The 13,972-nt window shown below is 61.3% G+C and carries 13 protein-coding genes and 1 pseudogene; all 14 read left to right on the top strand.

The annotated features are described in order from the left end of the window. The first annotated feature begins 7 nt into the window (after positions 1-7). On the top strand, positions 8-1,483 hold the full coding sequence (gene tssC / locus M0814_RS10570; RefSeq protein ID WP_003229584.1) for a type VI secretion system contractile sheath large subunit: 1,476 nt from the start codon (positions 8-10) through the stop codon (positions 1,481-1,483). Positions 1,484-1,492: 9 nt separating this feature from the next. Next, a complete protein-coding gene (gene tssE / locus M0814_RS10575; protein WP_003229582.1) occupies positions 1,493-1,900 on the top strand; it encodes a type VI secretion system baseplate subunit TssE in 408 nt (135 codons plus the stop codon). Positions 1,901-1,911: 11 nt separating this feature from the next. After that, positions 1,912-2,205: pseudogene (locus M0814_RS10580) on the top strand (PAAR domain-containing protein); the annotation flags it as partial. Between the two features lie 1,108 nt (positions 2,206-3,313). After that, positions 3,314-3,697 carry a hypothetical protein gene (locus M0814_RS10585; protein ID WP_003229579.1) on the top strand — a complete coding sequence of 128 codons (384 nt, stop codon included), beginning with the start codon at positions 3,314-3,316 and terminating at the stop codon, positions 3,695-3,697. Beyond that, positions 3,694-4,101: a hypothetical protein gene (locus M0814_RS10590; protein ID WP_177434698.1), complete on the top strand. Its 408-nt coding sequence runs from the start codon at positions 3,694-3,696 to the stop codon at positions 4,099-4,101. The genes M0814_RS10585 and M0814_RS10590 overlap by 4 nt, the downstream gene beginning before the upstream one ends. Before the next feature lie 22 nt (positions 4,102-4,123). Further along, positions 4,124-4,345, top strand: coding sequence for a hypothetical protein (locus M0814_RS10595; protein ID WP_247868479.1), 222 nt, complete (start codon positions 4,124-4,126; stop codon positions 4,343-4,345). After that, entirely contained in the window at positions 4,342-4,794 is a 453-nt protein-coding gene (locus M0814_RS10600) for a hypothetical protein (protein ID WP_103483745.1), read from the top strand. Before M0814_RS10595 ends, M0814_RS10600 begins: the two co-directional genes overlap by 4 nt. 27 nt (positions 4,795-4,821) lie before the next feature. After that, positions 4,822-6,609, top strand: a complete 1,788-nt coding sequence (gene tssF / locus M0814_RS10605) for a type VI secretion system baseplate subunit TssF (RefSeq protein ID WP_003229572.1) — start codon at positions 4,822-4,824, stop codon at positions 6,607-6,609. Beyond that, the gene (tssG, locus tag M0814_RS10610) at positions 6,573-7,580 is read left to right on the top strand and encodes a type VI secretion system baseplate subunit TssG (protein ID WP_003229570.1); all 1,008 of its coding nucleotides are present in this window, start codon (positions 6,573-6,575) and stop codon (positions 7,578-7,580) included. The genes tssF and tssG overlap by 37 nt, the downstream gene beginning before the upstream one ends. An 11-nt stretch (positions 7,581-7,591) precedes the next feature. Continuing rightward, positions 7,592-10,249 carry a type VI secretion system ATPase TssH gene (tssH, locus tag M0814_RS10615; protein WP_103483744.1) on the top strand — a complete coding sequence of 886 codons (2,658 nt, stop codon included), beginning with the start codon at positions 7,592-7,594 and terminating at the stop codon, positions 10,247-10,249. A 10-nt stretch (positions 10,250-10,259) separates the two neighbouring features. Next, positions 10,260-11,780, top strand: a complete 1,521-nt coding sequence (locus M0814_RS10620; RefSeq protein WP_045122679.1) for a sigma-54-dependent Fis family transcriptional regulator — start codon at positions 10,260-10,262, stop codon at positions 11,778-11,780. Positions 11,781-12,113: 333 nt separating this feature from the next. Beyond that, a complete protein-coding gene (locus M0814_RS10625; RefSeq protein WP_003229566.1) occupies positions 12,114-12,254 on the top strand; it encodes a hypothetical protein in 141 nt (46 codons plus the stop codon). An 18-nt stretch (positions 12,255-12,272) separates the two neighbouring features. Beyond that, a complete protein-coding gene (gene tagH, locus M0814_RS10630) occupies positions 12,273-13,466 on the top strand; it encodes a type VI secretion system-associated FHA domain protein TagH (RefSeq protein ID WP_096795407.1) in 1,194 nt (397 codons plus the stop codon). 5 nt (positions 13,467-13,471) lie between these two features. Beyond that, a complete protein-coding gene (tssJ, locus tag M0814_RS10635; protein ID WP_103483742.1) occupies positions 13,472-13,972 on the top strand; it encodes a type VI secretion system lipoprotein TssJ in 501 nt (166 codons plus the stop codon).

Raw genomic sequence — 13,972 nt, forward strand, 5'->3', positions numbered from 1 at the left:
CAACACAATGAGCACTAGCGCAGCACAAGAGAAGAGCGCCGAAAGCGGCGAGTACAGCATTCTCGACAGCATCATCGCCGAAACCCGTCTGACTCCGGACGACGAAGCCTACGACATCGCCAAGCGTGGCGTGTCGGCGTTCATCGAAGAACTGCTCAAGCCGCAGAACAACGGTGAGCCGGTCAAGAAGGCCATGGTTGACCGCATGATCGCCGAGATCGATGCCAAGCTCAGCCGTCAGATGGACGAGATCCTGCACCACCCGGACTTCCAGGCTCTGGAATCGTCGTGGCGTGGCCTGCAGTTGCTGGTCGATCGCACCAACTTCCGCGAAAACATCAAGATCGAAATCCTCAACGTCTCCAAAGAAGACCTGCTGGACGATTTCGAAGACTCGCCGGAAGTCATGCAGTCGGGCCTGTACAAGCACATCTACACCGCTGAATACGGCCAGTTCGGTGGTCAGCCGGTGGGCGCGATCATCGCCAACTACTTCATGTCCCCAAGCTCGCCGGACGTGAAACTGATGCAGTACGTGGCCAGCGTTTCGTGCATGTCCCACGCGCCGTTCATCGCGGCGGCCGGCCCGAAATTCTTCGGTCTGGAAAGCTTCACCGGCCTGCCGGATCTGAAAGATCTGAAAGACCACTTCGAAGGCCCGCAATTCGCCAAATGGCAGAGCTTCCGTACTTCGGAAGACTCCCGTTACGTCGGTCTGACCGTGCCGCGTTTCCTGTTGCGTAACCCGTACGATCCGGAAGAAAACCCGGTGAAATCGTTCGTGTACAAGGAAACCGTCGCCAACAGCCACGAGCACTACCTGTGGGGCAACACCGCTTTCGCGTTCGGCACCAAGCTGACCGACAGCTTCGCCAAATTCCGCTGGTGCCCGAATATCATCGGCCCACAGAGCGGTGGCGCAGTTGAAGACCTGCCGTTGCACCACTTCGAAAGCATGGGCGAAATCGAAACCAAGATCCCTACCGAGGTTCTGGTCTCCGACCGTCGTGAATACGAACTGGCCGAGGAAGGCTTCATCTCCCTGACCATGCGCAAAGGCTCCGACAACGCGGCGTTCTTCTCCGCCAGTTCGGTGCAGAAGCCGAAGTTCTTCGGCATCAGCGCAGAAGGCAAGGCGGCAGAGCTGAACTACAAGCTCGGCACCCAACTGCCGTACATGATGATCGTCAACCGCCTGGCTCACTACCTCAAAGTGCTGCAGCGCGAGCAACTCGGTTCGTGGAAAGAACGTACCGACCTCGAGCTGGAACTGAACAAGTGGATCCGCCAGTACGTGGCCGACCAGGAAAACCCGAGCGCCGAAGTGCGTGGCCGTCGTCCGCTGCGTGCTGCGCAAGTGATCGTCAGCGACGTTGAAGGCGAGCCGGGCTGGTACCGCGTCAGCTTGAACGTGCGTCCGCACTTCAAGTACATGGGTGCCGATTTCACCCTGTCGCTGGTTGGCAAGCTGGACAAAGAGTAAGAGCAGCTCATGGACGGATACGGCAGCCTTTTCGAACGCCTCAACGGCGATGCGGAACTACGCAAGGGCAGGAGCCTCGAGGCTTCTGCCATGGCGTCGGTGGCTGCCCATCTGGCCAAAATGCTCAGCACCCGGGCGGGCAGCGTGCAAACGCTGTCCGACTACGGGTTGCCCGATCTCAATGACATGCGCCTGAGCCTGCACGACTCCCTGAGTCAGGCCCGCCTGGCCATCGAAAGCTTCATCGAAGCCTACGAACCGCGCCTGAGCAACGTGCGTGTCATTTCCCTGCCGCGTGACCACGACCAGCTGCGGCTGGCCTTCAGCATCGAAGGCCTGCTGGAAGTCGAGGGTTTCAAGCGTCAGGTCAGTTTTTCCGCGCGCCTGGATGGCAGCGGTCAAGTGAAGGTCACCTAAGGAGATTCCCGATGTCTGGCAAACCCGCAGCACGCGTATCCGACCCCACCGCTTGCCCACTTCCAGGCCACGGTACCAACCCGATCGCCGCCGGTTCCGGCGACGTGTTCTTCGACGGCCTCGCGGCCGCCCGCCAAGGCGATGCCTCGGCGTGTGGTGGTGCGTTGGTTGGCGATCTGGCGACCACCGTTTTGATCAATGGCAAACCAGCTGCGACCGTAGGTTCGGTTGGTTCTCACGGCAATAAAGTCACGGCAGGTTCCGGGACGGTGATTATCGGTAATTCGCATTCGCCGGCGCCATTTTCGGGGCTTGCCGCTATAGCGGTTGTCGCGGCGCTGGATTACCGACTGGGTTTGCAGTCCGGTGGCAACTCGGTAATGACGCCGCTGGAAATTCCAGACTTCGACGAGCTGAAATCAGGAACATCGAAAAACCGTGAGTTGGTCGATTTCGTCGTCGAGAACCGCATGGACGCAGCTGACAGTGTGAAGCTGGAAGTGCTGGACGGCGAAAAGCCGGTCTACGCCGAAGCCAACACCGCGCCGTTCCTGCCGCCAGGCAAGCATCCCTGGCAATGGGACGGCTACGACACGGCCGGCATCCTCGACACCAAAATCCTCAAAAGCCCAAACCTCAAGGTACGTCTGACCGCGACCGGAGCAGGCAAGCAGCAAGTCACCGAAGTGAAGCTCGCTTGTTCGGCCGAAGAGGTGAAGTGGGTCGATGTGCGTATCGATCGTAATGCCAAGACCGTGGAAGTGACCCTGCGCCCGAGCTTCTCGGATGGTGGCAGCAGTGGTTCCACGCCTGGCCTGGTGCCTACGCCATTCAGCACTCTGCTGGGTTGGGCCAAGGAAGGCATCGAACTGTATTGGTCTCGCAATGGTTCGCGCGGCGGTGGTATTGCAGAAGGCATCACGACCAGCAAAGGGGTCTACAAAGTCACGGTCAAGGCCGACGTCAATGTCGAGCCCAAGGCCGGGAACTTCCCGTTGATTGATTCGTTGTCAGCGGACTTCGGTCGTTCGACCAGCCTGGCGATTGCCCGCAAGGTTTACCACAACGCTGGCTATGCCTTTGACCAGCTCGTCAAGCGTCAGGGCCTCACGGCTGCGGATGCTGCCAACTACGCCCAGGAAGAGTTCAAAGAGACTTCGGCGCATGAATTCGGGCATCTGATTCTCAACGAATACGGTGGCGGGCTGATCCCGAATTACTCGTGGACGCACAAGGAAACGTCAACGTTGATGCAGAACCCCAAGGCCAACCACCCGACACCGAGCACGGGTGAGGTGGATGTCATGCATTACTTCAGCAGCTACACCCAGTCGGCCGCCAACCTGCAGAAGCGCATGGCCGCTTCCGAACAAGACGTGAAGAGCTTGCTTTGGCTGGCCAGGGTTGAATTCGATGACTAGGTTCGCCGGTTTCATCCTGCTGTTTGTCTCCCTGTACGGCTGCGCCGCGCAGCAGGTCTACAACAACCATGTGTACATGGAAAACCGTTGTGGCCAGCCACTGGAGATCAAGGTCTCCAACAGCTCGAACATGCATTCACTGGAGCGCAACCTTACCGTTGCAGCAGGCGCACGCGCGCTCGTGGCGAGTTTTGCTTCTTACGGTGAAGACGTGATCGAACAGATCCCGAGCAATTATCAACTGACCCTCCACGATGCCGCGGGTAGCAAGACCCTGGACGCCGCTCAGTTGAAACAACACCTGGCTGCCGTCGAGAAAGTCACTGAAGGCACGCAGCGCGAGTGGACAATCAGCGAGGCATCGGTTTGTCCATGAAACTGCCAAAGACGATTTTGATGATGAGATGGGTAAGTTTCTTCGCGTACTTCTTTTCGCTGACTGCATGCGCTGCGCAGCAGGTCTATCGCAATGATGTTTACCTGCTGAACACTTGTGGAGTACCACTGGAGCTGACGCTGGCGAACGACTCCAACTATGCCGATCAGCCACGCTGTTTCACGTTAAACCCGAACCAGCGCAGTTCCATCGGCAACTACCAGTCATTCGGTGAAGACGTATCCGGTCAGATCAGCGACCAGTACAGCCTGTCGATCAAAAGCCAGAACGCGACTAAGTCCATCGACGCGCAGACCTTGCGAAATGCAGTAGCGAGCATCGAAAAAACTGAAGAAAAAGCGGTCCGTTCCTGGACGGTCGATACCGGGGCTTTCTGCCCATGAAGCATTTGTTCGGGTGGGTTCGATGAAACTCAAAGTTTGGCAATGTCTCATCGCTTTTCTCGGCTCGGTCGGTTTGCTGACGATTGTGGTCGGCTTGACGCTGCTGGTGCGAATGCAAAGCTCGACCGAACCAAAGCTGTTCGCGCATCCCAACGCGCTGTGGGTTGGAGCCGAGGATGGCGGGGTGTTCGTCGAGATTACCAAGCACGAAGCGCCGGATCACGCTGTGGAGGTTCGCCGATGACCGACTCATCAAGCGAGATGCTCGTCCTCAGTCGCGCGCAACTCAGCTTCTTCATGGCTGCATTGTGGCTGCCACTGCTGGCGGTGTTGGCGTTTACTTCCTATGACCAGTGGAATGGCGAGTATTTAACGCCCGAGTCGTCCGGGATTTATTGGCAGTACCTGTTGTGGTGGGGAATCCCCGGGCTTCTTGGTTTCTCGCTGTGGATGTCCCGATCGGCGCAGCGCCGGAACGAGCAGCAGGCATTGCGAATGGTTTGGTTGGCGCCGGTGAAGTTCATCCCGTTCTATGCCGTGCCGTGGATGCTGTATGGCTTGCTCAGTCTGGTCGTCGGTCAGCTCAGTGATGCCTACATGGCGTACGGCTGGATCACGATTGTGCCGTTCCTGCTGATTGGCGGTTATGTCTGTGCCGGCGTGACGGTCGCGCTCTACAGGATATTTTTTTGATGAGTTCCACTACCAGGCAGGTAACCCGTGTCCTTTAACCACTACTACCAAAGCGAACTCACCGCACTGCGCCAACTGGGCCGCCGTTTCGCCGAGCGTAGTCCGGCGTTGGCGCCGTTCCTGGGCCAGGCCGGGCGGGATCCGGATGTGGAGCGGTTGCTGGAAGGCTTTGCGTTCCTCACCGGGCGGCTGCGGCAGAAGCTCGATGACGAACTGCCGGAACTCAGCCATTCGCTGATGCAGTTGTTGTGGCCGAACTACATGCGCCCGCTGCCGGCGTTCAGCATTTTGCAGTTCGATCCGTTGAAGCGTTCCGGGCCGGCGCTTTTGGTCGAGCGCGATACGCCGATTGAAAGCAAACCGATCGAAGACGTGCGTTGCCGTTTCCGCACCTGCTACCCGACCGAAGTGCTGCCTCTGGATCTGGCCGCGCTGAACTACTCGGTGAAGGGCGACGGTTCGCTGCTCAGCCTGCGTCTGGAGATGAGCGCCGACGGCCACCTCGGTGAGCTGGAGCTGAGCAAACTGCGCCTGCACTTTGCCGGCGAACGCTACATCAGCCAGATGCTCTACCTGAGCCTGCTGCGCAACCTGGAAGGCATTGAGCTGATCCCGCTCGACGGCGCTGGCAAGCCAATCGATGGCGTGGCCGGCAAGCCGATGGCGTTCAAGATTCCGGGTGACCGGGTCAAGCCGGTGGGCTTTGCCGAAGAAGAAGCGTTGATCCCGTATCCGCTGAACACCTTCCGTGGCTATCGCTACCTGCAGGAATACTTCGCCTTCCAGGACAAGTTCCTGTTTGTCGACGTCAACGGTCTGGACATTCTCAAGGCGCTGCCGGAAGACACCCTCAAGCAGATGCGCGGCCTGGAGTTGCGTTTCGATATCCGCAAGAGCGGCATCATGCGCATGCGTCCGACGCTGGATAACGTGAAGCTGTTCTGCACGCCGATTGCCAACCTGTTCGCGCACGACGCGCTGCCGATCCGCCTCGATGGCAAACAGGATGAATACCTGCTGCTGCCGGCGGAATACGATCTGGAAAACTGCGGCGTGTTCTCGGTGGAAACCGTCACCGGCTGGAAGCCCGGCGGCCTCGGTTATCAGGAGTACGTGCCGTTCGAATCCTTCGAGCATGACCCGAGTTTCGACGTGCCCAACAGCCGTCCGCATTACAGCATCCGCCAGCGTTCATCGTTGCTGCATGACGGCCTCGACACCTACCTGAGCTTCGGCATCCGCCACACCGAAGCCCACGAAACCCTGTCGATCGAGCTGATGTGCACCAACCAGAACCTGCCGCGCAAGCTCAAGCTCGGCGACATCTGCATGGCCTGCGAAGAGACCCCGGAGTTCTTGAGTTTCCGCAACATCACCCCGGCCACGTCGAGTTTCGCGCCGCCGCTGAACCGTGACTTCCTGTGGAAGCTGATCAGCAACATGTCGCTCAACTATCTGTCGCTGGCCGATGTCAACGCGTTGAAGGTGATTCTCGAAACCTACGACCTGCCGCGCTACTACGACCAGCACGCGGAGAAGGTCAGCAAACGCCTGCTCGGCGGCCTCAAGCACATCAAGCACCACCACGTCGACCGGCTGCACCGTGGCTTGCCGGTACGTGGTCTGCGCACCGAACTGACCATCGACCCGGAAGGGTATATCGGCGAAGGCGACCTGTTCGTTTTCGCTTCGGTTCTTAACGAGTTTTTCGCGCTTTACGCCAGTCTCAATTCGTACCATGAGCTGCGGGTAAAAAGCACACAGGGAGAGGTGTACCAATGGACACCACGTATGGGCCTGCAGCCCCTGCTTTAAGCGGGCTGACCAAGGTAATACGCGAGTACTCGCTGTTTCAGGCCGTGCTGCTGGTGATCGACCGGCTGCGCGAGGCGCACCCGTACCTCAGCGAAGACGATTTGTATGATCAGGTGGAGTTCCAGGCCAACCCGAGCCTGGGCTTTCCGCGCAGCGACGTCGATCGCGTGGAGTTTTTCGAAGAGCACGGGCAGATGCGCGCGCGCATGCGTTTCAACCTGATCGGCCTGGTCGGCTCCGGTTCGCCGCTGCCGGCGTTCTACGGCGAACAGGCTCTGGGTGACAGCGAGGACGGCAACCCGACGCGCAACTTCCTCGACCTGTTCCACCATCGCCTGCAACGGCTGATGCTGCCGATCTGGCGCAAGTACCGCTATCGCGCCAGTTTCCAGAGCGGAGCGATCGACCCGTTCTCGTCGCAGCTGTTTGCGCTGATCGGTCTGGGTGGCGACGAGATCCGCAAGGCCAAGGAACTGAACTGGAAACGCCTGCTGCCGTACCTCGGTTTGCTCAGCTTGCGCGCGCACTCCGCGGCGCTGATCGAAGCCGTGCTGCGTTACTACTTCAAGCACGAAGACCTGGTCATCGAGCAGTGCATCGAGCGTCGCGTGGAGATCCTCGACGAGCAGCGCAACCGCCTCGGTCGCGCCAACAGCCTGCTCGGTGAAGACCTGGTGCTGGGCGAACAGGTGCGCGACCGCAGCGGCAAATTCCGCATTCACATCACCGAACTCGACTGGGAGCGATTCCACGAATTCCTGCCGATCGGTTTCGGTTACCAGCCGCTGTGCGCGCTGGTGCGGTTCACCCTGCGTGACCCGCTCGATTACGACATTCGCCTGGTGCTGCGCCCGGAAGAAATCCGCGAACTGCGCATTGGTGAGAAGAACGACTGTCGCCTGGGGTGGACCAGTTGGCTGGGCTGCGAAAAAGCAGACGGCGTGGTCACCCTGGGCAGCAAAATTCATTAAGGACGTGAGCCATGATCAACGTAGACCTGCAACAACTCATCCAGGCGCTGGACGCCGAAACCCGTCGCGATCTGGAGCGTTCGGCTGAACGTTGCGTGGCCCGTGGCGGCAGCAAGATCCTCGTCGAAGACCTGCTGCTGGGTCTGCTGGAACGTCAGAATGGCTTGCTGTCCCGCGCTTTGCAGGATGCCGATGTCGACGCCGGTGAACTGAGCGCCGCGCTGCAATCTCGCGTTGAACACAGCGCCTCGCGCAACCCGGTGTTTGCCCCGGAACTGGTGCAGTGGCTGCAAGACGCGCTGCTGGTGGCCAACCTCGAACTGGGCCAGACCCAGGTCGAAGACGCCGCGTTGATCCTCGCGCTGCTGCGCAACCCGATGCGCTACGCCGGCAGCCGTTACCAGCCGCTGCTCGCCAAATTGAACATCGATCGCCTGAAGGAATTTGCCCTGTCGCAACAGGAGCAACCGGCCGCCAACGGCAAGCCGGCGGCGCAGGGCGAATCGCTGCTGCAGCGCTTCACGCACAACCTGACCCAACAGGCCCGCGACGGCAAACTCGACCCGGTGCTGTGCCGCGATGGCGCGATCCGGCAGATGGTCGACATTCTCGCCCGTCGCCGCAAGAACAACCCGATCGTGGTCGGTGAGGCCGGTGTCGGTAAAACTGCCATCGTCGAAGGCCTGGCCTCGCGCATCGCTGCCGGTGAAGTGCCGCAGGTGCTCAAGGGTGTTGAACTGCTGTCGCTGGACATGGGCCTGCTGCAGGCCGGTGCCAGCGTCAAAGGTGAATTCGAGCGTCGTCTCAAAGGCGTGATCGACGAGGTCAAAGCCTCGCCGAAACCGATCATCCTGTTCATCGACGAAGCCCACACCCTGATCGGCGCGGGCGGCAATGCCGGTGGTTCCGACGCGGCCAACCTGCTGAAGCCGGCACTGGCCCGTGGCGAACTGCGCACCATCGCCGCCACCACCTGGGCCGAGTACAAGAAATACTTCGAGAAGGACCCGGCGCTGGCCCGTCGTTTCCAGCCGGTGCAGTTGCACGAACCGACCGTCAGCGAAGCGGTGACAATTCTCCGTGGTCTGGCGCAGGTCTACGAGAAGAGCCACGGCATCTACCTGCGGGATGACGCGGTGGTCTCCGCTGCCGAGTTGTCCGCCCGCTATCTGGCCGGTCGCCAACTGCCGGACAAAGCTGTCGACGTGCTCGACACCGCGTGTGCCCGCGTGCGCATCAGCCTCGCCGCCGCCCCGGAAAGCCTCGAACGCCTGCGCGGCGAACTGGCCGAAGGTGGCCGTCAACGTCAGGCTCTGCGCCGCGATGCCGAGGCCGGTTTGCTGATTGACCACGAAGCGCTGGACGCACTGGAAGCGCGACTGGACGAAGCCGAAAGCGAAATGGTCGCGCTGGAAAGCCTGTGGACCGAACAGAAGCAGCTGGCCGAGCGCCTGCTGGAACTGCGTCAGCAACTGGCCAAGGCTCGTGAAGCTGCTGCCGTCGAGCCGACCGTCAGCGTTGAAGAAGACGCCGAAGGCACGGTGATCGAAACCCTCGTTGCCGAGGTCGAGGAAGGCCAGAGCGTCGAAGCGCTGGAGGCCGAGCTGAATAAGACCCACAGCGCCCTGACCGCTGCGCAGGTCAAGGAGCGTCTGGTCAGCTTCGAAGTCTGCCCGCGTCTGGTGGCCGAAGTGATCAGCGCCTGGACCGGCGTGCCGCTGGCGCAACTGGCCCGCGAACACAACGCCAAGGTCGCGAGTTTCGCCACCGACCTGCGCACGCGCATCCGTGGTCAGGAACAAGCCGTGCACGCTCTGGATCGCTCGATGCGCGCCACCGCCGCTGGCCTGAACAAACCGGACGCGCCGGTCGGCGTATTCCTGCTGGTCGGCCCGAGCGGCGTCGGCAAGACCGAAACCGCGCTGGCCCTGGCTGACCTGCTGTACGGCGGTGACCGTTTCATCACCACCATCAACATGTCCGAATTCCAGGAGAAGCACACCGTCTCGCGTCTGATCGGTGCGCCACCGGGCTACGTCGGTTATGGCGAGGGCGGCATGCTCACCGAAGCGGTGCGCCAGAAGCCGTATTCGGTGGTGCTGCTCGATGAAGTCGAGAAGGCCGATCCGGACGTACTCAACCTTTTCTACCAGATCTTCGACAAGGGCGTGGCGAACGACGGCGAAGGTCGCGAAATCGATTTCCGCAACACTTTGATCCTGATGACCTCGAACCTGGGCAGCGACAAGATCAGCGACCTCTGCGAAGACGGCGCCCGCCCGACCGCCGAGCTGCTGGAAGAGACCATTCGCCCGGTGCTGAGCAAACACTTCAAACCGGCGCTGCTGGCGCGGATGAAAGTGGTGCCGTACTACCCGGTCGGCGGCCCGGTGCTGCGCGAGCTGATCGAGATCAAGCTCGGTCGTCTCGGCGAGCGCCTCAACCGTCGTCAGCTGGATTTCAGCTGGTGCCAGAACCTCGTCGATCACCTGTCCGAGCGCTGCACGCAAAGCGAAAGCGGCGCGCGCCTGATCGACCATCTGCTCGACCAGCACGTGCTGCCGCTGGTAGCCGATCGTTTACTCGATGCGATGGCCACCGGTGAAAGCCTCAAGCGTGTGCATGCCACGCTCGACGGCAACGCCAGCGTGACGTGCGAGTTCGCCTGAGGTGGGTGTGATGTTCACTCAAGTGCCGCAGCCACTGGTCTATGCCGAAGCCTTGCTGGCGCAGTTCGCCAGCCTGTCGCGCGCGGCGGACGGTGCTGCGCTGCTGGGTGACTTCGTGCGTGGTCTGGCCGAGCTGAGCGGTTGCGAACTGACGCAGCTGTACCTGCTCGACGCCACCCACACCTGCCTGGGGATGAACGCCGAATGCCTCGACGGCGCGCTGCAACCGCGCGCCGCCACCAGCCTGCCGGCGGACTACAACGGTGAGCAACTGCTGCAATTCGCTCTGTGCCAGAACCGCGTGGTGTGCCTGGATGACCTGGGTGCCAGCCTGCACGAAACCAGTTTCCTGCCGGCCACCGCCGGTGCCTGGCAATCGCTGCTGTGCGTGCCGCTGGTCAATCAGCAGAAGGCGGTAGAGGGCCTGTTGCTGTGCGCCAGTCGCCGTCACGTTGACCTGCAGGGTTTTGCCGATTCCCTCGGCCAGCTCGGCTCGTTCGTCCTTGGTCAGTTGCACTTGCTGCAACGCCTGCGTCAGCCGGTCGGGGTCGAGACGCCAGTGAGTCGTAGCGTGCCGAGTCTTAACGGCTATGGCCTGATCGGCAAGAGCGCGGCGATGCGTCAGACCCACTCGCTGATCAGCAAAGTCCTGCACAGCCCCTACACCGTGCTGTTGCGCGGCGAGACCGGGACCGGCAAGGAAGTGGTGGCGCGGGCGATTCACGATTGCGGTCCCCGTCGCTCCCAGGCGTTCATCGTGCAGAACTGCGCAGCGTTCCCGGAAAACCTGCTGGAAAGCGAGCTGTTCGGCTACCGCAAGGGCGCCTTCACTGGCGCTGATCGCGACCGTGCCGGACTGTTCGATGCGGCCAACGGCGGCACCTTGTTGCTCGATGAAATCGGTGACATGCCGCTGTCGCTGCAGGCGAAGATTCTGCGGGTGTTGCAGGAAGGCGAGATCCGCCCGCTGGGTTCCAACGACACGCACAAGATCGACGTGCGCATCATCGCCGCGACGCACCGCGACCTGGCGGTGCTGGTCAGCGAAGGCAAGTTCCGCGAGGACCTGTACTACCGCCTGGCACAGTTCCCGATCGAACTGCCGGCCCTGCGTCAGCGCGAAGGCGACATCCTCGATCTGGCCCGGCACTTCGCCGACAAGGCCTGTGCTTACCTGCAGCGCGACCCGGTGCGCTGGTCTGACGCGGCGCTTGAACACCTGTCCGGTTACACCTTCCCCGGCAACGTGCGGGAACTCAAGGCACTGGTCGAGCGCGCGGTGCTGTTGTGCGAGGGCGGCGAATTGCTGGCCGAGCATTTCTCCCTGCGCATGGAGCCGATGCCCGAAGACCACAGCGGCCTGAACCTGCGCGAACGCCTGGAAAAAGTCGAACGCACTTTGTTGCTCGACTGCCTGCGCAAGAACGACGGCAACCAGACCCTCGCTGCCCGCGAACTGGGCCTGCCGCGCCGCACGCTGCTCTACCGCCTCGGGCGCCTGAATATCAACCTGGGTGACTTCGATGGTTGATCTGAACCTGGCTCTTGCAGTGTGCCCAACTCCTGTCTTGAGGGGCTTCTCTGTGGCGAGGGGATTTATCCCCGATCGGCTGCGAAGCAGTCGTAATCCAGCTAATGCGGTTCTCCTGAAAGAACCGGTAATCAGGTTTTGGGGCTGCTTCGCAGCCCATCGGGGACAAGTCCCCTCGCCACAAATTGCTCACCTATCACAGGGGGGCGGTGTACCCCTTGTGAGGGTTCGAAGGCCCCGATGTAGAGCCTTCGAGACCACCCAAAGAATTAATTTCAGCGCCGCCCGCAAGGGTCGGCGCTTTGTGCTTTGTCTACCCCTGGAGACCCTCTGATGTCTGTTCGTCACTGGCACGCTGTCCTGCTGACCCTCGTCGTTCTATGCGGCCTTGGCGGCTGTAGCGGCAATTACAAATTCAACGACAACGACTATCGCCCGTTGGGTGATCCGCAAGCGGTCAATCGCGGCAAGTGACCGCAAGGAGCATCAAACATGGAATTGGTTTTCGAAATGCTGAACACCAAGCAGTTCGTGCCCACCGAGTTGTGCCAGAAGACCTTCAAACAGGCTGGTGGCGTGATCGGGCGGGGCGAGGACTGCGACTGGATCATTCCTGACCGCAAGCGTCATCTGTCCAATCACCACGCGATTGTCAGCTACCGCGAGGGCACGTTTTTCCTCACCGACACCAGCAGCAACGGCGTCCAGGACGGCGGCAGCGGCGCACGCCTGCACAAGGGCGAACCGGTGCGCATCGAGCACGGCAGCACCTACGTGCTCGGTGACTTCGAGATTCGTGCGCGGCTGGTGCGTGACCCGGCGACCTTCGATGGTGAAGTCGGCCGTCCGCGTGCCGCTGGCAGCATCATTCCGGACGACGCCTTCCTCGACCTTGATCCGCTGAACGCGATTGAACAGCAAGAGCGTGTCTATTCGGAAATCGACGAACTGTTGGCCCCGACCGCCAAGCCCGAGGACTCCCGTCAGCGCGCCGACTATGCACGCATCGACATGGAAAGCCTGATGGTGCCGGAGCTGATCGCCCCGGTTGAGCCCGAGCCAGCTCCGGCCCCGAAGGTCGTCGAGCGGCAGAGCGAGGGTTTCTGGGAGCATTTCGGCGCGGCGCTGGGCGTTGACGTCAAAGGCCTGGATCACGACGCCCGCGAAGCGCTGGCACTCAACGCCGCACGTCTGCTGCGGCAGAGCATCGGCGGTTTGCAGCAGAGCCTGCGCACCCGTTCGGAGCTGAAAAACGAACTGCGTCTGGCCCAGACCACCGTGCAAGGCACCAACAAGAACCCGCTGAAATTCGCCGTCGATCCGAGCGAAGCGCTGGAGATTCTGTTGCAGCCGCACAAGCCTGGTCATCTCCCTGCCGAGCAGGCGATTTCCCGTGCGTTCCGCGATCTGCAAGCGCATCAGGTCGCGCTGCTTACCGCCAGCCGCGCCGCCGTGCGCGGCACCCTGGAGCACTTCTCGCCGGAGCAACTGACCCTGCGTTTCGAGCGCGACAACAAGCCGTTGATCGCCACGTCGGGCGGGCGCTGGAGAGCGTTCGGCCGTTACCACCAGGCACTGCGTCAGGACGATGACTGGAGCGAGCGCCTGCTGGCCCGCGATTTCGCCCAGGCCTACGAAGAACAGATCCGCCTGATCTCCACCCTCCACACCGACCACCAAGGATGATGCGCATGTCTCGCCGCTCGACCGCTTTTTTCAAGACGCTGACTGCGCTCACCGTACTGGTGCTGCTCGCCGGTTGCTCGTCGCTGTCGCCGTACTCGAAAGTGACCAAGGTCAATCTGAAGCTGACCGGCAGCGATCAGCTCAACCCGGACCTCAACGGTCGTCCGTCGCCGATCGTCGTGCGCCTGTTCGAACTCAAGCACCCGGTGACTTTCGAGAACGCTGATTTCTTCAGCCTCTACGAGCGCGCCAAGGAATCCCTCAACCCGGATCTGGTGGCCAGCGAAGAACTCGAACTGCGCCCGGGTGAGACCGTGGAAATGAAGCTCAGCGTGGAGGAGGGCAGCCGCTACGTTGGCGTTCTTGCCGCGTATCGCGATCTGCCGGAAACCAAGTGGCGCTACACCGTGCAGGTCACGCCGCTGGAGCTGACCGAGGCCGATCTGACCCTGGATCAGGCGGGTATCCGCAACACCCATGAAGCGCTCGCCAAGGCGGATGACTGA

Source organism: Pseudomonas sp. MWU12-2020, from assembly GCF_023100605.1.
Lineage (GTDB): Bacteria > Pseudomonadota > Gammaproteobacteria > Pseudomonadales > Pseudomonadaceae > Aquipseudomonas > Aquipseudomonas fluorescens_H.